The sequence below is a fragment of the Streptomyces sp. NPDC048171 genome (genome assembly GCF_043202655.1).
In the GTDB taxonomy this organism is placed as follows: domain Bacteria; phylum Actinomycetota; class Actinomycetes; order Streptomycetales; family Streptomycetaceae; genus Streptomyces.
Map to the genome: position 1 here is coordinate 769,900 of NZ_JBIDAU010000001.1, position 17,485 is coordinate 787,384.

Here is a 17,485-nt window from a genome sequence, read left to right on the forward strand (position 1 = left end):
AGACCGAGATGGACAACGGGAGGCACGACTACATGACCGAGAGGGCGCGCGCCGAGGGGCGCGCCGGAGACTGGTCCGGCAGCTGGGTCGCGGAGCGGCTCGGCGTCGAACTCGCCGGTGACGACAGCCTGACCGGCCTGCTGGGCCTTGCCCTGCGCCGCAACCCCAAACGGGCGCACCTGCTCGTCTCCAACGTGCTCGGCAAACACGTCCCCCAGTCGCCCTCCGTCGTCCACGGCCACGGTGTCGCCCTCGGCCGCCGCGTCCGCGACCTGCTCGGCGCGGAGACGGCCGGACACGCGGTCGTCCTCGGCTACGCGGAGACCGCCACCGGACTCGGCCACTCCGTCGCCGACGGCTTGGGCGCCGCCCCCTATCTGCACTCCACCCGCCGCCCGGTCGCCGGGGTCGGCAGCGCGGGCGGCTTCGAGGAGTCCCACTCGCACGCGACCTCCCACCTCCTGCTGCCCGAGGACCCGGCACTGCTCGCCGGCGACGGGCCGCTCGTCCTCGTCGACGACGAGTTCTCCACCGGCAACACGGTGCTCAACACCGTCCGCGCCCTGCACGAGCGCTACCCCCGCAAGCGGTACGTCGTGGTCGCGCTGGTCGACATGCGCTCGCCCGCCGACGCCGGCCGACTGGAGGACTTCGCCCGGGAGATCGGCGCCCGCGTGGATCTGGTGACGGCCGCCTCGGGCACGGTGCGGCTGCCCCCGGGTGTTCTCGAGAAGGGGCAGGAACTGGTCGCGCGCTACGAGGCCGGAACTGCGGACACCGGTGCGGGAGCGGGATCCGGCGCCGGGGGAGCCGTCGACCGCGTGGCCCGCGTCGACCTGCGCTGGCCCGACGGGGTCCCCGACGGCGGACGACACGGGTTCACGGCCGGGCACCGTGAGCGGCTGGAGAACGCGCTGCCCGGCATGGCGGCCCGGATCGCCGACGCACTGCCCGCCGGCGCCCGACGCGTGCTCGTCCTCGGCTTCGAGGAACTGATGTACGCACCCCTCCGCCTGGCCGACGCGCTCGAGCGGACCACCGACGCCGACGTGCGCTACTCCACCACCACCCGCTCTCCCGTCCTCGCGGTCGACGACCCCGGCTACGCCATACGCACCCGGCTCGTCTTCCCCGCACACGACGACCCGGCCGACGGCCCCGGCGAGCGCTACGCCTACAACGTCGCCGGCGCTGGCTTCGACGCCGTCGTCGCCGTCGTCGACTCGGCCGCCGACACTCCCGCGCTGCACGCGCCGGACGGGCTGCTGGCCCGGCTCGCCGCCCATGCCCCGCACGTCCTGCTCGCGGTCGTCCCGTCGTACGTCCCGCACGCTCCCGAAAGGCCCTCCATGCTGCCCGAGCCCCTGCGCGGCCCCGACTTCTCCTCGTACGCGTCCGACGAGGTCGGCTGGCTGCTCCAGGACTTCTCGGACGTGACGCTGGAGGCGCCGACCGAGGAGCGCGAGGAGGCCATCCAGAGCGGCGGCGCCCACTACGCGGAGTCGCTGCCCGTGGAGTACCAGCCCAGCGAGCAGTATCAAGAGCTGTTCCACGCGGCCCTGGACGCGTCGGCCGCCCGGGTGGCGCGCGCCGTCGGTGCCGTCACCGAGATCGTGCTCGCGGAGCGGTCGCCCCGCCCCGTTCTGGTCTCCCTCGCCCGCGCGGGCACCCCCGTGGGCATCCTGATGCGCCGCTGGGCGCAGTACCGCCATGGTCTCGACCTCCCTCACTACGCCGTGTCGATCGTCCGGGGCCGGGGCATCGACGCCAACGCACTGCGCTGGCTGGCCGCCCACCACGACCCCGCCGACGTCGTCTTCGTCGACGGCTGGACCGGCAAGGGTGCCATCACCCGCGAACTCGCCGCCGCTCTGCGCGACTTCGAGCTCTCGGACGGCGTCACCGGCTTCAACCCGGAGATCGCCGTGCTGGCCGACCCCGGCTCCTGCGTACGCACCTACGGCACACGCGACGACTTCCTCATCCCTTCCGCCTGTCTCAACTCCACCGTCTCCGGCCTGATATCCCGCACCGTGCTCCGCGCCGACCTGGTCGGCCCGCACGACTTCCACGGCGCGAAGTTCTACCGCGAACTCGCCGGCGCCGACCTGTCACCCGCCTTCCTCGACGCCGTCTCCGCCCACTACCCGGACGTCACCGACACGGTCCACGCCCAGGCCAAGGAACTGCTGGCCGCCGACCGCACCCCCACCTGGGAGGGCTGGGCCGCCGTCGAGCGGATCAGCGAGGAGTACGGCATCGACGACGTGAACCTCGTCAAGCCCGGCGTCGGCGAGACCACCCGCGTGATGCTGCGCCGTGTGCCCTGGAAGGTCCTCGCCCGGGCCGGCGCCGGCGCGGACCTGGACCACGTACGCCTGCTGGCCGAGCAGCGGGGCGTGCCCGTCGAGGAGGTCGACGACCTGCCCTACACCTGTGTCGGGCTGATCCACCCCAGGTACACGCGGGGCGCTACCGGCGCCGACGGCAAGGCGGTGGCGCTCTGATGTCCGTCCTCGTCGCCAGCGACCTCGACCGCACACTCATCTACTCCGCGGCCGCGCTCGGACTGACCATGCCCGACCTACGTGCACCCCGGCTGCTGTGCGTGGAGGTCTACGAGAGCAAACCCCTCTCCTACATGACCGAGACCGCCGCCCAACTGCTGACCGACCTCGGCGACACGGCCGTCTTCGTGCCGACCACCACCCGCACCCGCAAGCAGTACCAGCGCATCAACCTCCCCGGCCCCGTGCCGAAGTACGCGATCTGTGCCAACGGGGGTCACCTGCTGGTGGACGGAGTCTCGGACCCCGACTGGCACGCACGCGTGACCGCCCGGCTGGCCGATGAGTGCGCCTCGCTGGCCGAGGTCCGCGACCACCTGATGAACACCGCCGACCCGCTGTGGGTGCGCAAGCACCGGGTCGCCGAGGACCTCTTCGCCTACCTCGTCGTCGAGCGTGAACTGCTGCCGGAGGAGTGGGTGAAGGAACTCGCCGTGTGGGCCGAGAACCGTGGCTGGACCGTGTCCCTCCAGGGCCGCAAGATCTATGCCGTCCCCAAGCCGCTGACCAAGAGCGCCGCCGTCCACGAGATCGCCCGCCGCACGGGCGCCGAACTCACCCTCGCCGCCGGGGACTCACTCCTCGACGCCGACCTGCTGCTCGCCGCCGACCGCGGCTGGCGCCCCGGCCACGGCGAGCTGGCGGACTCCGACTGGACGGCTCCGGCGATCAGCGCCTTGCCCGAGCGCGGTGTCCTGGCGGGTGAGCGGATCCTCCGGGAGTTCCTGCGCGCCGTGAGTCCGGCTCGCTGACTTCGCCGTCCGTGTCACCGGCACCGTCCTCGGTGCCGGTGCCGGTGCCGGTGCCGGTGCCGGTGCGGCGGCCACGCCTGCGGTTGCCGGCTCCCGGCCGCAGCAGACGCATGCCTATGAAGACCAGGAGCGCCACTGCGGCGATCGCGAGGATCACCTTCGAGTACGTGGAGGCGATGCCCGAGACCTCGGACCAGTTGTCGCCCAGCGCGTAGCCCGCGAGGACGAAGACCGTGTTCCATATCGCGCTGCCCAGCGTGGTCAGGGCGAGGAAGACGGGCAGCCGCATCCGCTCGACGCCCGCCGGTACCGAGATCAGGCTGCGGAAGATCGGGATCATCCGGCCGAAGAACACGGCCTTGGTCCCGTGCTTGAGGAACCAGGCCTCCGTCTTCTCGATGTCGGAGACCTTCACCAGCGGCAGCTTCCCCGCTATCGCCACCGTGCGATCCCGGCCGAGCAGCGCGCCGATCCCGTACAGGGCGAGCGCGCCGATCACCGAACCCGCTGTCGTCCACAGCAGGACGGCTATCAGGTTCATCCGGCCGGAGCTCGCCGCGAATCCGGCGAGCGGCAGGATCACCTCGCTCGGCAGTGGAGGAAAGAGGTTCTCCAGAGCGATGGCGAGCCCGGCGCCCGGTGCGCCGAGCGCGTCCATGAGGTCGTTGATCCACTGCGGTGCCGCGCCGCTTTCGGCGGCCGACTGCGCTGCGATGGCTGTCATGACGACCACGCTAGAAAATGGCGGCTGAAGAGACCCTGAGGAAGACCGCAAGATCGACTGCGGTGTACCGCAAGCGGGAATTGCGGTTTTCCGCAGTGTGCGCCACTGCCGCGCCCGGCTAGCCTCGCGATCATGCAAATCACGGCGCGACGTGTGGTGCGGTGCGGGGTGGGCCTGATCATGGGGACCGCCACGGCCGCAGTCGAGCTGCTCTTCGCCCTGCTGGCCGGGGTGGCCCTGCTGCCCGTCGCGGCCTGGCCGGCCGCCCGCCGTGCCGTCCTGCGCCCGGTCCTCGCGGGCGCGCGGACACTGGCGGAGCTGGAGCGGGCCCGGCTGCGGATGTGGCTGGACCTCCGGATCACCCCCGCGTACGAGGACGCCCGCGCCCTGCGGTACGTGGCCTGCCACTGGGCGCTGGGCGCCCTGGGCGGGGTGGTGATGCTGACGGCCGCCGTCGGCCTCGGGTACGGCACCTTCGGGCTGTACGGCTGGTTCCTGCTGGACGGCATACGCAACCCCGGTTCGTTCGTCCTCGGCAGTCTGGGCGGCCTCTTCCTCGTGTTCCTCGCCGTGCAGGGAATATTCGGGGTGGCCGGCCTGGAGGGGCAGCTCGCACGTCACTTCCTCGGCCCGCGGCACCAGGAGGAGCTGGAGCGGCGGATCGCGGAGCTGGCCGCCAGCCGTGCCGCCGTGGTGGACGCGGTGCACGACGAACGGCGCCGGATCGAGCGGGACCTGCACGACGGCGTGCAGCAGCGTCTCGTCGCCCTCGGCATGCTGCTCGGCCGGGCCCGCCGCAGCCAGGAGGCCGGCCGCCGTGACCGACTGCTGGCCCAGGCCCACGACGAGAGCCGCCGCGCCCTGGACGAGCTGCGCGAGGTGGCCTGGCGGATCTATCCGACGACGCTGGACGAGGCGGGGCTGCGGGCGGCGCTGGAGACGGTCGCCGAGCGGGCGTCCGTGCCGGTGGGGGTGGAGTACGACCTCGCCGGAGAACCCGAGCGGGCGGTGGCGACCGTCGCCTACTTCGTCGTCTGCGAGGCCGTCACGAACGCGGTCAAGCACGCGGCGCCGACCCGGATAAGCGTCGCCGTCCGAGCAGAGGAGGAACGGATGTACGTGAGCGTCCAGGACGACGGCTGCGGTGGGGCCGACGCCGCCGGCAGCGGACTGTTCGGGCTCGCCCGCCGTGTCGCCGCCCTCGACGGCAGCCTCAGCGTGGTGAGCCCACCGGGTGGGCCCACCCTGGTCTCCGCGGAGCTGCCATGCGGCTGATCCTCGCCGAGGACTCGACCCTGCTGCGGGAGGGGCTGGTGCGGCTGCTGACGGAGGAGGGGCACGAGGTGCTCGCGGCCGTCGGCAATGCGGAGCTGCTGCTGAAGGCCGTCGCAGAGGACCCTCCGGACGTGGTCGTCGCCGATGTCCGGATGCCGCCCACGCACACCGACGAGGGCCTGCGCGCGGCCCTGGAGATACGCGAGCGGTGGCCACAGGTCGGGGTGCTGGTGCTGTCGCAGTACGTCGAGAAGCGGTATGCGACGGAGCTGCTGACCGGGGAGACGGAAGGAGTCGGGTACCTGCTCAAGGACCGGGTGGTCCAGATCGACGAGTTCCTGGACGCGCTGGAGCGGGTGGCCGCCGGGCGCGCGGCCTTCGACCCCGAGGTCGTCCGCCAGCTCCTCGGCCGTACGACGCACGGCGATCTGCTCGCCCGGCTCACCGGACGGGAGCGGGACGTGCTGGGGGAGATGGCGCAGGGGCACACCAACGCGGCGATCGCGGCGCGGCTGCACATCTCGCAGAGCGCAGTGGAGAAACACACCAATGCGATCTTCGACAAGCTGGAGCTGACGGGGGGTGAGGGCTATTCACGCAGAGTGCTGGCGGTGCTGCGCTATCTGGGCAGCTGACGGCGGCCGCCCGTCGGGCTCAGCCGCAGCAGCCCCCACCGCAGCAACCGCCGCCGCCACCGCCCGGCGACGGCGCGGGGGCGGACGAGCCCGCCGAGCCGCCGACCGCGACCGTCGACAGCAGCTTCACCGTGTCGTCGTGGCCCGCCGGGCAGGCGGCGGGGGCGGAGGACTCAGCCATGGGACGGCTCAGTTCGAAGGTGTCGCCGCAGCTCCGGCAGCGGTACTCGTAGCGAGGCATGCGCACAGGTTAGCCGGACCGGCCCGCGACCGGACCCGGCGGCGGAGAAGCGGCCGACGTGCCGGCCCGCGGTCAGTGGCCGGCCCCGCGCTCCTCACGGATGTGGGAGACCACCTGGCTCGCCGACTGCCGGACCGCTTCCGTCTCGGTCAGGAAGTGCCAGTAGTCGGGGTGGCGGCCCTCCAGCGTGGTGATCGCCCGTTCCAGTCGGGCCACGGCCTCGTCCAGAGGGCGCGCGTGACGCGGGTCGGGAGTGTTGCGGCCCGCCATGGCCAGGCGCTGTGCGTCGCGGATGGCGAAGCGGGTGCGCTCGATCTCCTGCTGCGGGTCCTTCTGCACGGCGTTGAGCTGCCGCAGCCGGTCACCGGCCGCCGAGACCGCCTCGTCGGTCGTGTTCAGCAGCGCCCGGACCGTCGAGAGCAGTGCGGTGGCGTCGGGCCAGCGCTGTTCGTCGCGGGCGGTCTGCGCCTCGGTGAGCTTCCGCTCGGCCTGCCGGACCGATTCGGTGGCCTGGTCCGGCACCTGCTGGAGGTCCTGCCAGCAGGCGGCGGTGAACCGGCGGCGCAGTTCGCTCAGCACCGGCTCGACCTGCTCGGTGCGGGTGGTCAGGGCCTGGGCGCGGGTGCGCAGGGAGACCAGCCGGTGGCTGATCTCGTCGGCGCGCTCGGGCAGCCGCTCCGCCTCGGCGCGGACCGCCTCGGCCTCGCGGATGACCCGCTCGGCCCGCTCCAGGGTCTGGGGTACGCCGTGCTGTCCCGCGCCCTGGTTGAGCCGGGTCAGCTCCGGGCCGAGGGTGGCGAGACGAGTGGCGAGGTCGTCCGCCTTCAGCCCGGAGCCGCGGGCGGAGTCCAGGGCGTTGGAGGCGGCGAGCAGGGCCTGCCGGGCGCGTTCGACGGCGGGTGCCAGCCGGGCCAGCTGGGTCTCGGCCTTGCCGAGCAGAGGACCGAGACCGTCGGCGAAGCGGTCCAGTTCCTGCTTGACCCGGCCCAGCTCGTTCTTGGCCGCGGTCAGTTCGCCGCGGGCGCGGGAGGCGGCCGAGGCCTCCAGGTCGTCCCGGTCCAGGTCGTGGGCGTCGACGGCGCCGATGTACTGATGGCTGACCTCGTCGATGCGCCGGCCGAGCGCCTCGAAGTCGGTGACCGCGCGCCGGGCGGCGGGGGAGGAGTCGACGGCCGCGATGGTCTCTATCGAGATCCGCAGGTCCCGCTGGGCGCTGTCCAGCTCGTAGAAGGCGGCCGCCGCGTCGTCCTTCGCGGCCTGGGCCTCCGCCCGCTGGTTCTCGGCCCGCCCGCCGAACCAGCGCCGGGTGCCGCCGCCGGTGAACGCGGCGGGCAGCGCGAGTACGGCGAGGACCGGCAGGCCAATCAGAGTGAGCGTGTCACGGACCGCGCTCGGGGGGCGGCGACGCGAGCGCTGCGGCGGGCGCGACGCGCGCGCCACCATCGGCGAGTACGGCTGCGATGGTGTCGCCGTCACATCCCTCTCCCGTGTCGTCCGTCCTGCCCGGGTCCATTCTCCCACCCGACAAGGACGAACACACGGGCCGGTCAGTTCGCGGTTCGGACCGTGACTTTGCCGTCCTCGGTCCGGGCGTTCACCACGTGGCTGCTGGTCTCGTCCCGCGGCACGGAGACGTCGACCCCGCCGTCTTCGGACTTCGTCGACACCTTGTACGTGTCCCGGGGCAGGGTGATCGACACGGAGCCGTCGCCGCTGCGGGACTCCACCAGGTCCGGGACGGTGCCGAGTTCGAGGCGGACGGAGCCGTCCCCGGTGTGTGCGCTCACCCGGCGGGAGGAGACCTCCGCGCGGACGGAACCGTCGCCGGTGCGCAGTTCCAGCGGTCCCGAGGAGTCGGTGACGTGCACGGATCCGTCGCCGGTACGGATGTTCAAGGCGTCCCGGAACCCTCGTGCCCGGACGCTGCCGTCCCCGTCCTCGACCTTGACTGCGATGCCCCGCGGCACCTCGATGCGGTGCTTGGCCTCGCAGTCGGCGATCACGCCGGAGCAGTGCATCCGCAGTTCCAGCCGGTCGCCGTCCATCTTCCAGGTCACCTCGGGATCGGAGCCGACGGCGACCGACCCGGAGAACCAGCGGGTGACCTCGACCTTCCCGGACTCGTGGTCGTCCGAGGCGACGATCTCCAGGGCGGAGTCGTCGGAGTCGACGGTGAGGGTGCTGCCCCGCAGACCGAAGGACCGGTGTTCGGGTTCCTTGTCGTCCGAGGCGGAGGCGCAGGCACTGAGACCCGCGACGAGAACGGCGACGGCGCTCGCGGCGGCGAAGGCGCGAGCGTGAACGGTACGGGCTGGCATGACGGTCTCCCCCTGGGACGGACGGTGAAGTGCCGCGCCGGGGCCTTCCGGAGTGGAGGCGGCCCTGCCGACGAGGCTCTTCGACCGTACGGAGCACGGGCCCGCAGGGGGATCCGGGTCACTACCGGATCCGGGGTGGGGATAACCCCCGGCCCGGGCCATGTAGGCTGTCGACTCGTCCTGGGTGCGTAGCTCAGGGGTAGAGCGCCTGCCTTACAAGCAGGATGTCGGCGGTTCGAAACCGTCCGCGCCCACCAGGACCGGCGCCCCTGTCGCCGGTGATGAGGCCCCCGGAGATCCTCCGGGGGCCTCATGCGTGTGCGCCGGTGATCTCTCTAGGATGAGGTCCGTGAGGAGCCCCGAGCTGCACGTCCCGCGACCGCCCGTGCGGTGGTGGCGGGCCGTGTGTGTGCTCGGACTGCTGGCCGGGCTGTTCGGCATGCACGGGCTGGCGCCCGGCGGAGGTCTCCCGGAGCACTCCGTCCGGCACCCTCTCCCGAGTTCCGCGCCGCAGGCCGGGGCGGCCCACGCCGGATGCGCCGAGGACCACGGTTCCTGCGGCGGTGGGCATCTGGGGCACGCCGATTCGGTGTGCGCGTCCGGCGCGGTCAGTCACGGGCCGACGCTGCCCGGGCTCGTCCCCGATCCGGCGCCCGTGGCCCCCTGCACCGGGGTCGTGCACGCGTACGCGGCCGACGGGCCGGACGGTGCGCGGGCGCCGCCCTCCCTGGCCGAACTCCAACTCCTGCGGATATAGGCACCGCCTCCCCGGACCGCGCCACCCGTGCGCGGTGCGGAGCACAGGCATGTCCGTCCCCCTTCACACAGCAGGAGTTCACGCATGACCAGCATCAGCCGCATTACCCGTACGACCCGCACGCGCCGTATCGCACCCGTCGTGGCGACGGCCGTCGCCACGTTCGTCCTCGCCGCCTGCGGGGGCGACAGCGGCGGTGGACACGAGGGCTCGCACGGGGCCGCCTCGGCCTCCGCCACCGATCCCGCGGGTCCCGCCGGGAACGAGGCCGGCGAGCAGGCGCACAACGCCCAGGACGTCGCCTTCGCGCAGGGCATGATCCCGCACCACCGGCAGGCGCTGGAGATGGCGCGGCTGGCGGTCGACCGGTCCGCGACGCCCGAGGTCGTCGGCCTCGCCGCACGCATCGAGAAGGCGCAGGACCCCGAGATCACGACCATGACCGGCTGGTTGAAGACCTGGGGCGAGGAGGTGCCGGAGTCGACGGGGTCGAGGCCCGGCATGGATCACTCGGCGCACCCGGGCATGCCCGGGATGATGGACGGACAGGACATGGCGGAGCTGGCGAAGGCCTCGGGGCGGACCTTCGACGCCAAGTTCCTGACCATGATGGTCGCGCACCATCAGGGCGCCGTCGAGATGGCCGGGACCGAGAAGGCCGAGGGCCGCTACGCCCCCGCCAAGGCCCTCGCCGACGACGTCGTCACGGCACAGCAGGCCGAGATCACGGAGATGAACAGGCTTCTCGGCAAGGACTGAACGCCCGCACGGGTCCTGCCCGGGTGACGTCGCTCAGGCGTCCTCGGGCGGGGTCTGCGGGAGCGGGGTGTCGTGGGCGCGTTTGAGCTCCGACCGGGCGTTCACCTGGTCGGGGCCGGTTATCTCCGACCAGTAGCGGTGCGTGCTGACGAAGACGGCCAGCTCGCGCTCGCGCTGCCGGAGCTTCTCGACCTCGGCCTGTTCGTCCGCCGACCAGCCGGGCGAGGCCGGGCGCTCGACCTTGCGCCAGCCATTGTCGTCGCTGAATCCGTCCAGGGGCTCCACGGACCAGGGGAGTCTCTTCAACAGGGCCGTCAGCTCGGCCCGGACCTGATGCAGTTCCTCCTGACCGGCGAGGAGGTCACTGGGGAAATCATAGGTCGTTGCCACATCCTCAATGATACGCCTGTTCGATTTTGAGGCGCGCGTTCCCTTCAGTGGTTCACGCGAAAGGGTGGCCCGGGAGCACATCGGATCCGGGCCGGCTGTCAGGCCCGGAGCCACGGCCGCCGGAGCCTGAGTACCAGCATCAATGTCAGACCCCTGCCCTACCGTGAAACACATGGATGGCGTGGACGAGCGGGTCGGCCGGAGTGGGGAGCGGGTGCGCCTGGTGCCCTGGGCGGAGGGGGATCTGTGGCTGCTGCGCAGGACCAACAGCGCCGAGATGACCGCGCACCTCGGCGGCCCGGAGACCGAGGAGCAGCTCGCGGCCCGGCACCGGCGGTACACCGGCCTGCCATCGGGGCGGATGTACCGGGTGACGTCGGCGGACGGTGCCGAGACCTTCGGCTCGATCGGGTTCTGGCGGCGGACCTGGCAGGACGCGGAGGTCTGGGAGACCGGGTGGGCGGTGCTGCCGGAGTTCCAGGGGCGGGGGCTGGCGGTGCGAGCGGCCAGGGCGGTCCGTGAGGAGGCCCGCGCGGACGGGTCGCTCCGGTATCTGCACGCGTTCCCCAGCGTCGATCACGCCGCCTCCAACGCGGTCTGCCGCAGAGCCGGGTTCACCCTGCTCGGGCAGGCCGACTTCGAGTACCCGAAGGGCCACTGGATCAGGTCGAACGACTGGCGGGTCGACCTGGAGAGAGGAGACTGAGGCCATGTGCCGCAGCATCAAGACCCTGCGTCCGCCCGCGATGCCCGAGGAGGCCACGGAGGACGAGATGAGGGCCGCGGCCCTCCAGTACGTGCGCAAGGTGTCCGGTTTCCGCGCGCCCGCCGCGCACAACCAGGAGGTCTTCGACCGGGCGGTGGAGGCCGTCACCCGAGCCACGGCCGACCTGCTGGCCGGCCTGGAGATACGGGGCGCCTCCGGCGCCCGACGCGCTTCCTGACACCGCCGAGAGCAGGCCGCCCGCCGACGGGCCGCCCGCCGGGGGCCGCCCGTCGGCTGGCGGGCGGCCGCACTCGGCGCTCGCGTACGCCGGCGAGGCGGCCCTTACCGGCGATGTCTCCGCGGCACGACGGCCGTGGTCCAGGGGCTCCTGAGGCAGAGACCTGCTGCCCGGGGTGCCCCTGGGCAGAGACCTGCTGCCCGGGGTGCCCCTGAGGTGCGAAGTGCGGGGTGCCTTCGAGATGCGAAGTCCGCCTCAGGACGCCTCCACGGCGGCCCGCCGCCCGCGGCACCCGGTCGACGCACCCCGCCTACGACGCCTCCGACGCCCGAGGCTGGCGCCGCATCAGGTACGCCGCTCCCGCCCCCGCGCCGAACAGCGCCGCCACCGACACCGCCGCCGCCAGCCAGGACGCGCCGAGCCACTGGCCGCCGAAGTAGCCGAGCGCGACGCTGTAGGCGGCCCAGGCCAGCCCGGCGAGGGCGGACCACGGGAGGAATTCGCGGATCCGGCGGTGCGCGGTGCCGGCGACGAGCGAGACGACCGAGCGGCCCGCCGGGGCGAACCGGGCCAGGACGACCAGGGCGCCGCCGCCGCGTGCGAGGGCGCCGCCGAGACGTTCCTGCGCCGTGGTCAGCCGGCGGGAACGGGCGATGGCGCGGTTCAGGCGCGGCCCTCCGCGCCAGGCGAGGCGGTAGACCGCCAGGTCGCCGAGGACGGAGGCGGTCGCCGCGCACAGGGTCAGGACGAGGATGTCGGGAACGTCCTCCGGCCCCCGACCGGCAGCCGCCGCGCCGGAACCCGCGGCCGCCGCCGTCGCCGCCGTGATCACCAGGACACCGCTCGGCAGCACCGGGAGGAAGATGTCGAGGAGCACCGAGACGGCCACCAGCGCGTAGATCCATGGGCTGCTGACCAGCGACCCGATACTTCCCAGACTCTCGACCACCACAACTCCCCGTTACTCCCCCGTGGGCCGGACCGTTCCGCGAGACGCGGGGGCTTCGGAGCGGCCCATCACAGCCATACAGCGTACGCCTGGGGTGTGACAGAGGGTTCACAGGGGGCTCGTGTGTTCGGCGCGGGACGTTCACCTCGGACGGGACGTTCACGCCGTCCAGAGCGCGACGGGCCGCCGGCGAGCCGGGGGTGCCGGGGTCAGGCCGCGACCGGCGTCTGCCGCTCCGCGGCGGCCTCCTCCCGCTCCGCGCCGCGTCGCGCGAAGAGCCGGTCGAGACCGAAGGCGCCGGAGCCGGTGAAGGCGAGCAGGAGGAAGGCCCAGCAGAACATGGCGGCGGCCTCACCGCCGTTCTCCATCGGCCACAGGGCGCCCGGCTGGTGCACCTTGAAGTAGGCGTAGGCCATCGAGCCCGAGGACACGATCGCGGCGGCGCGGGTGCCGAGGCCGAGCAGGACGAGGCCGCCGCCGACCAGCTGGATCACGGCCGCGTACCAGCCGGGCCAGGTGCCCGAGTCGATCGTCCCGCCGGTGCCTCCCGCGCCGCCGAGGACGCCGAAGAGGGAGGCGGCTCCGTGGCAGGCGAAGAGGAGGCCGACGACCATGCGGAACAGGCCGAGAGCGTAGGGCTGGGCGCTGTCGAGGCGTCCGGACATGTGGGGGGTGCTCCTTCGGTCGAGCCGGTCCGGGAGGGACCGGTGGGGGACGGAACCGAGTGAGGTGCCCACGTTAGGTCGACCTAACTAGTGCTTGCAAGTTCAACATTTGGCCACAGGTTGACGTGGGATCACGCCGAGGGCCCGGCCGCCTGTGCAGGTGGGAGCGCTCCCACGCCCGGGCCGAGGCCCGCCGACGTGACTCAATTCATACCCGGCGGGCCCCGGCCCGTAAATGCCGACCGCGCTCCCTACGTCAGATCCCGCTCCATGGCCGTCCGCAGGGTGATGCCGCCGCCCCGATCCGTCCGGGCCTGCTCCAGCCGCAGCCGTGCCGAACGCCCCCGCAGGGTCAGCGTCATGAGCTGGTTGCCGAACCAGGGCCCGCCGGTCTTGCGCCAGCTGACCGCGGCCGGCGCACACCGTCCGTGCCGGGCGATGCGCCGCCCGAGGGCCCGGGCGAGGGCGCTCCAGCCGAAGCGGAAGCCGAGCCGGATCGAGAGCGGTACGGAGTTGTGCACGGGGGAGCAGGTCAGCTGGGCCACGTGGGCGTCGGGCGTCCGACCGCCCGCCCAGGAGGGTTCGGCCACGTAGGCGTGGTGCACGTCGCCCGAGAGCACGCTGATCGTCGCGGGCGCCCCCGGGCCCGCACCGGCTTCGGCGATCAGGCCGGCGAGGGAGTCGAAGGACGCCGGGAAGGCGGACCAGTGCTCCAGGTCGGCCCCGCGCCGGATCCGCTCGCCTCGCTGTGCCCATCTCTCGCCGCGTTCGCCGGCGCACATCGCGGCGTTCCACGCCTCCGCGTCGTGCACCAGGTGGGGCAGCAGCCAGGGCAGGGAGGTGCCGATCAGCAGGTGGTCGTAGGAGTCCCGCCCGTCAAGGACCTGTTCGCGCAGCCAGGCCTCCTCGCCCGGGTCGAGCATCGCGCGGCGGTCCTCCTCCAGAACGCGGGCCGCGCGGGAGTCCACCATGACCAGCCGGGTGCGGCCGAAGTCACGCCGGTAGCTCCAGCGAACGGAGGTGGGGTCGGCGTCGGCGCGGGCGGCGAAGGCGCGCACGGCGTCGGTGCCGTCGGGGGTCTCGCGGACGGCCGCGTAGAGGGGGTCGGCGTCCAGTTCGTCGGGGGAGAGGTTGCCCAGTTGCTGGTACACCCAGTAGGACATCAGCCCGCTGAGCAGGCGTTCGTTCCACCAGTCGGTGGCCCGCATGTCGGCGAGCCAGGCGGCGGAGGTGTTCCAGTCGTCGATCACGTCGTGGTCGTCGAAGATCATGCAGCTGGGGACGGTGGACAGCAGCCACCGCACCTCGGGGTCGCGCCAGGACTCGTAGTAGAGGTGGGTGTACTCCTCGTAGTCCGCGACCTGGTCGCCCGGTTCCTCCTTCAGGTCGCGGCGTCCGGCGATCCACTGGCGCGTCGCGTCGGAGGTCTCGTCGGCGTACACCTGGTCGCCGAGGAGCAGCAGCACGTCGGGGCGTTCGCCGCCGGGGTTCGCCGCGATGCGGGCGGAGAGGGTGTCCAGCGCGTCGGGGCCGCCCACCTTGTCCTTGCCGCCGGAGGGTGGTGCGGCCCAGCGGCAGGAGCCGAAGGCGACGCGCAGGCCGTCCTCCTCGGTGGGCGTGCTGATCACGGACGGCGGGAACGGCGAGTCCGGCGGCGGCCACGCCCGCTCGCCGTCGAGGAGCACCTCGTACTCCGTCGACGTGCCGGACGTCAGGCCGTCGACCGTGACCAGGGCGTAGTGGTGGCCCGAGACCTGGAAGGTGCGGGCCGTGCCCCCTGCCCCGTCGGCGCAGCGCACCTCGGCGGTGCGGGGTCGGTCCGTCTCGACCCAGACGGTCGCGCGCGAACCGTCGGTGTACCTCAGCAGTGGCCCCAGGTGGAGTCCGGTCATGGTGATCCCTCCTCCGTCGCACCGTACGGTACGGAACGACGGAGGCCGGTGGGGAGGATCCGCCGACGAACAGTTGGTGGACGGTGCGTCAGCAGTTCGCGAGCCGGCTCTGCAGGGCCGACTTCTCGGCGGAGTCGACCGAGAGGCCGTAGTAGTACTTCACCTGGACCCAGGCGCGGACGTAGGTGCAGTGGTAGGCGGAGCGCGAGGGCATCCAGGTGGCCGGGTCCTGGTCGCCCTTGGCCTGGTTGACGTTGTCGGTGACCGCGAGGAGCTGGGGGCGGGTCAGGTCGTTGGCGAAGGACTGGCGCCGCGAGGTGGTCCAGGAGCCCGCACCCGAGTCCCAGGCCTCGGCGAGCGGGACCAGGTGGTCGATGTCGACGTCGCCGGAGGCGGACCAGGTGGCGCCGTCGTAGGGGGAGTACCAGCTGCCGCTGGTGGCGGCGCAGGAGGAGTCGGTGACGACGCCCGAGCCGTCGCGCTTGAGGACGGTCTCGCGGGTGTTGCAGGAGCCGGACTGGGTGATCCAGTGCGGGAAGAGGTCGCGGTCGTAGCCGGTGCGGTTCTCGGTGGCCACGGTGAGGGAGGCGAGGTAGGAGCGGGCGGTGGCGGCGCTGACCGGGGTGGGGAGGGCGGCGGAGGCGGCCGGGCCGTTGAGCAGCCCGGCCGAGGCTATGAGGCCGGTGAACGCGGCGAGGAAACCGAGCCGTCGACGCGCGTAGAACTTCGGCATGCGAACTCCCTTGGGGTGTGGGGGTGTTGGGACGCGGGCAGGGGAATGCTCGCGACGCCGCATGGCGCACAGATGTGCGGTCGGTAAGAAGTTAGTGACGTGTGCATGGCACGTCTATATGCCCGACGGGACTTTCGGCCCTCGGAGCCGCACGGGAGTTCGCGTACGATGGACGGCGCAGAAGGGGAGTAGCTCTTCGCCGGACCGTCGACATACTGCTCAGCTCGTCTGAGCCGGCGCCCGGAGGCAGGCCTCGTAAGCGGGGCCGGCCAGCGAGACCTTCGGCAAGCAGTGCACGCCCGTGCCGTACGGCGGGGGCGACCAGTGCGCTGCCGTGCCGAGGTGTCGCGCGACGCGGACATGATGAAGTCCGCGGGAACCAGCACTCTCGGTGGGGCGGCCCCGACCGATTGAGGAATCTTGATCAGCCTGACCGTGACGGCGCTCGTCTTCGGCGTCGTCTTCCTCGCCGAACTGCCCGACAAGACCGCGCTCGCCGGCCTCGTCCTCGGCACCCGCTACCGCGCCTCCTACGTCTTCGCGGGCGTGGCCGCCGCCTTCGCGCTGCACGTCGTGCTCGCGGTCGCGGCCGGCAGTGTGCTGACCCTGCTGCCGCAGCAGCTCGTGCACGCGCTGACCGGTGTGCTGTTCCTTGGCGGCGCCGCCGTGCTGCTGATGAAGAAGGACGAGGAGGACGAGGAGATCCGCAAGCCGGAGGACCAGTCCTTCTGGAAGGTCTCCGGGGCGGGCTTCATGCTCATCCTGGTCGCCGAGTTCGGTGACCTCACGCAGATCATGACCGCCAACCTGGCGGCCCGCTACGACGACCCGCTCTCCGTCGGCCTCGGCGCGGTGCTGGCGCTGTGGGCGGTGGCCGGGCTCGGCATCGTCGGCGGCAAGGCCCTGATGAAGCGGGTTCCGCTGCGGCTGATCACGAAGGTCGCGGCGCTGCTCATGCTGGGGCTCGGGGTGTGGAGCCTGTGGGAGGCGGTCGCCGGCTGAGCGCGGCGCCGGCCCCGCCCGGCGGGCGTGCGAACTGAACGCCGAGTGAACCTGGCGCGTGGACCTTCGGGCCGTTTCGGCGGCCCGGTGGCGCGATCCCCCGTCTCTTTTGTACCGTGGATGAACAAAGTGGCTCCCGCCCGTTCTCCCTGACCGGCGGGCGGGGCCGCCTTGTTTCCTCCCCGCACCCTGGAGACTGCCGATGACGGCCACCGCCACCACCGTTCTGCCCGCCCGCGCCCTGCTGCTCGACATGGACGGCACCCTCGTCAACTCGGACGCCGCCGTCGAGCGCGTCTGGCGGCGCTGGGCCGACCGCAACGGGCTGGACGGCGACGAGGTCATGAAGGTCGTCCACGGACGGCAGGGCTACGCCTCGATGGCGCTGCTGCTGCCGGACCGGCCCATGGAGCAGAACCACGCCGACAACGCGCGCATGCTCGCCGAGGAGACCGCCGACACCGAGGGCGTCGTCGCGATCCCCGGCGCGCCGGACTTCCTCGCCTCACTGCGCGGCCTCCCGCATGCCCTGGTGACCTCCGCCGATGTGGCGCTGTCCACCGCACGGATGGCCGCCGCCGGGCTCGAGCAGCCGGACGTCCGGGTCACCGCCGAGTCGGTCGGCGCCAGCAAGCCCGACCCGGAGGGTTTCCTCAAGGGCGCCGCCGAACTGGGCATCGCCCCTGCGGACTGCGTCGCCTTCGAGGACTCCGGCGCCGGCATCGCGGCCGCCCGGGCCGCCGGGATGCGGGTCGTGGGCGTGGGCCCGCGGGCCGGCTTCCACGGTCCGGACGTGGTCGTGGAGGACCTGACGGCGGTGCGCGTGGAGGCCGGCGCCGACGGCGGCCTGCGGCTGCACATCGGCTGACCTCCCGGTCGGGC

General features: G+C 72.7%; 19 protein-coding genes and 1 tRNA gene. 11 read left to right on the plus strand and 9 right to left on the minus strand.

Going from position 1 to position 17,485, the window contains the following annotated elements:
• Positions 1–32: 32 nt before the first annotated feature.
• Both ACGF3J_RS03370 and ACGF3J_RS03375 read left to right on the plus strand, forming a co-directional pair.
• Complete coding sequence (locus ACGF3J_RS03370) at positions 33–2,507, plus strand: phosphoribosyltransferase (RefSeq protein WP_161327233.1); 2,475 nt, start codon at positions 33–35, stop codon at positions 2,505–2,507.
• Positions 2,507–3,319: an HAD family hydrolase gene (locus ACGF3J_RS03375; RefSeq protein ID WP_122620336.1), complete on the plus strand. Its 813-nt coding sequence runs from the start codon at positions 2,507–2,509 to the stop codon at positions 3,317–3,319. The genes ACGF3J_RS03370 and ACGF3J_RS03375 overlap by 1 nt, the downstream gene beginning before the upstream one ends.
• On the opposite strand, the gene ACGF3J_RS03380 is transcribed toward ACGF3J_RS03375, so the two are convergent.
• Positions 3,237–4,043 carry a DedA family protein gene (locus ACGF3J_RS03380; RefSeq protein WP_393853434.1) on the minus strand — a complete coding sequence of 269 codons (807 nt, stop codon included), beginning with the start codon at positions 4,041–4,043 and terminating at the stop codon, positions 3,237–3,239. The genes ACGF3J_RS03375 and ACGF3J_RS03380 overlap by 83 nt on opposite strands.
• 132 nt (positions 4,044–4,175) lie before the next feature.
• On the opposite strand from ACGF3J_RS03380, the gene ACGF3J_RS03385 reads away from it, so the two are divergent.
• Both ACGF3J_RS03385 and ACGF3J_RS03390 read left to right on the plus strand, forming a co-directional pair.
• Positions 4,176–5,318: a sensor histidine kinase gene (locus tag ACGF3J_RS03385; RefSeq protein ID WP_202557685.1), complete on the plus strand. Its 1,143-nt coding sequence runs from the start codon at positions 4,176–4,178 to the stop codon at positions 5,316–5,318.
• Positions 5,309–5,953 (plus strand): response regulator transcription factor, encoded by a 645-nt coding sequence (locus ACGF3J_RS03390; RefSeq protein ID WP_161327235.1) that lies wholly within the window; start codon positions 5,309–5,311, stop codon positions 5,951–5,953. Before ACGF3J_RS03385 ends, ACGF3J_RS03390 begins: the two co-directional genes overlap by 10 nt.
• Before the next feature lie 19 nt (positions 5,954–5,972).
• On the opposite strand, the gene ACGF3J_RS03395 is transcribed toward ACGF3J_RS03390, so the two are convergent.
• From ACGF3J_RS03395 to ACGF3J_RS03405, 3 genes are all read right to left on the minus strand, one after another.
• Positions 5,973–6,194 carry a zinc ribbon domain-containing protein gene (locus ACGF3J_RS03395; RefSeq protein WP_161327237.1) on the minus strand — a complete coding sequence of 74 codons (222 nt, stop codon included), beginning with the start codon at positions 6,192–6,194 and terminating at the stop codon, positions 5,973–5,975.
• Positions 6,195–6,266: 72 nt separating this feature from the next.
• The gene (locus ACGF3J_RS03400) at positions 6,267–7,670 is read right to left on the minus strand and encodes a hypothetical protein (protein WP_161327238.1); all 1,404 of its coding nucleotides are present in this window, start codon (positions 7,668–7,670) and stop codon (positions 6,267–6,269) included.
• A gap of 71 nt (positions 7,671–7,741) precedes the next feature.
• Positions 7,742–8,512 (minus strand): DUF4097 family beta strand repeat-containing protein, encoded by a 771-nt coding sequence (locus ACGF3J_RS03405; protein ID WP_161327239.1) that lies wholly within the window; start codon positions 8,510–8,512, stop codon positions 7,742–7,744.
• Between the two features lie 182 nt (positions 8,513–8,694).
• Here ACGF3J_RS03405 and ACGF3J_RS03410 point away from each other — a divergent pair.
• From ACGF3J_RS03410 to ACGF3J_RS03420, 3 genes are all read left to right on the plus strand, one after another.
• Positions 8,695–8,769, plus strand: a tRNA-Val gene (locus ACGF3J_RS03410).
• An 83-nt stretch (positions 8,770–8,852) separates the two neighbouring features.
• Positions 8,853–9,269 carry a DUF6153 family protein gene (locus ACGF3J_RS03415; protein ID WP_161327241.1) on the plus strand — a complete coding sequence of 139 codons (417 nt, stop codon included), beginning with the start codon at positions 8,853–8,855 and terminating at the stop codon, positions 9,267–9,269.
• An 84-nt stretch (positions 9,270–9,353) separates the two neighbouring features.
• Complete coding sequence (locus tag ACGF3J_RS03420) at positions 9,354–10,028, plus strand: DUF305 domain-containing protein (RefSeq protein ID WP_161327243.1); 675 nt, start codon at positions 9,354–9,356, stop codon at positions 10,026–10,028.
• 33 nt (positions 10,029–10,061) lie between these two features.
• On the opposite strand, the gene ACGF3J_RS03425 is transcribed toward ACGF3J_RS03420, so the two are convergent.
• Complete coding sequence (locus ACGF3J_RS03425; RefSeq protein WP_161327244.1) at positions 10,062–10,418, minus strand: hypothetical protein; 357 nt, start codon at positions 10,416–10,418, stop codon at positions 10,062–10,064.
• 172 nt (positions 10,419–10,590) lie between these two features.
• Between ACGF3J_RS03425 and ACGF3J_RS03430 the strand changes: the two genes are divergently transcribed.
• Both ACGF3J_RS03430 and ACGF3J_RS03435 read left to right on the plus strand, forming a co-directional pair.
• Positions 10,591–11,124, plus strand: coding sequence for a GNAT family N-acetyltransferase (locus ACGF3J_RS03430; protein WP_161327245.1), 534 nt, complete (start codon positions 10,591–10,593; stop codon positions 11,122–11,124).
• Positions 11,125–11,128: 4 nt separating this feature from the next.
• The gene (locus ACGF3J_RS03435; protein ID WP_161327246.1) at positions 11,129–11,362 is read left to right on the plus strand and encodes a DUF2277 domain-containing protein; all 234 of its coding nucleotides are present in this window, start codon (positions 11,129–11,131) and stop codon (positions 11,360–11,362) included.
• 310 nt (positions 11,363–11,672) lie between these two features.
• Here ACGF3J_RS03435 and ACGF3J_RS03440 read toward each other — a convergent pair whose 3' ends face one another.
• The 4 genes from ACGF3J_RS03440 to ACGF3J_RS03455 all read right to left on the minus strand — a co-directional run bounded on the left by ACGF3J_RS03440 (position 11,673) and on the right by ACGF3J_RS03455 (position 15,601).
• On the minus strand, positions 11,673–12,311 hold the full coding sequence (locus ACGF3J_RS03440) for a VTT domain-containing protein (RefSeq protein ID WP_161330722.1): 639 nt from the start codon (positions 12,309–12,311) through the stop codon (positions 11,673–11,675).
• A 209-nt stretch (positions 12,312–12,520) separates the two neighbouring features.
• Entirely contained in the window at positions 12,521–12,976 is a 456-nt protein-coding gene (locus ACGF3J_RS03445; RefSeq protein ID WP_161330721.1) for a DoxX family protein, read from the minus strand.
• 251 nt (positions 12,977–13,227) lie between these two features.
• Positions 13,228–14,868, minus strand: a complete 1,641-nt coding sequence (locus tag ACGF3J_RS03450; protein ID WP_161330720.1) for an alkaline phosphatase D family protein — start codon at positions 14,866–14,868, stop codon at positions 13,228–13,230.
• Between the two features lie 88 nt (positions 14,869–14,956).
• Entirely contained in the window at positions 14,957–15,601 is a 645-nt protein-coding gene (locus tag ACGF3J_RS03455) for an HNH endonuclease family protein (RefSeq protein ID WP_161330719.1), read from the minus strand.
• Positions 15,602–16,021: 420 nt separating this feature from the next.
• Between ACGF3J_RS03455 and ACGF3J_RS03460 the strand changes: the two genes are divergently transcribed.
• Both ACGF3J_RS03460 and ACGF3J_RS03465 read left to right on the plus strand, forming a co-directional pair.
• Complete coding sequence (locus tag ACGF3J_RS03460) at positions 16,022–16,603, plus strand: TMEM165/GDT1 family protein (RefSeq protein ID WP_161330718.1); 582 nt, start codon at positions 16,022–16,024, stop codon at positions 16,601–16,603.
• A 202-nt stretch (positions 16,604–16,805) separates the two neighbouring features.
• On the plus strand, positions 16,806–17,471 hold the full coding sequence (locus ACGF3J_RS03465; protein ID WP_161330717.1) for an HAD-IA family hydrolase: 666 nt from the start codon (positions 16,806–16,808) through the stop codon (positions 17,469–17,471).
• The last annotated feature ends 14 nt before the right edge of the window (positions 17,472–17,485 follow it).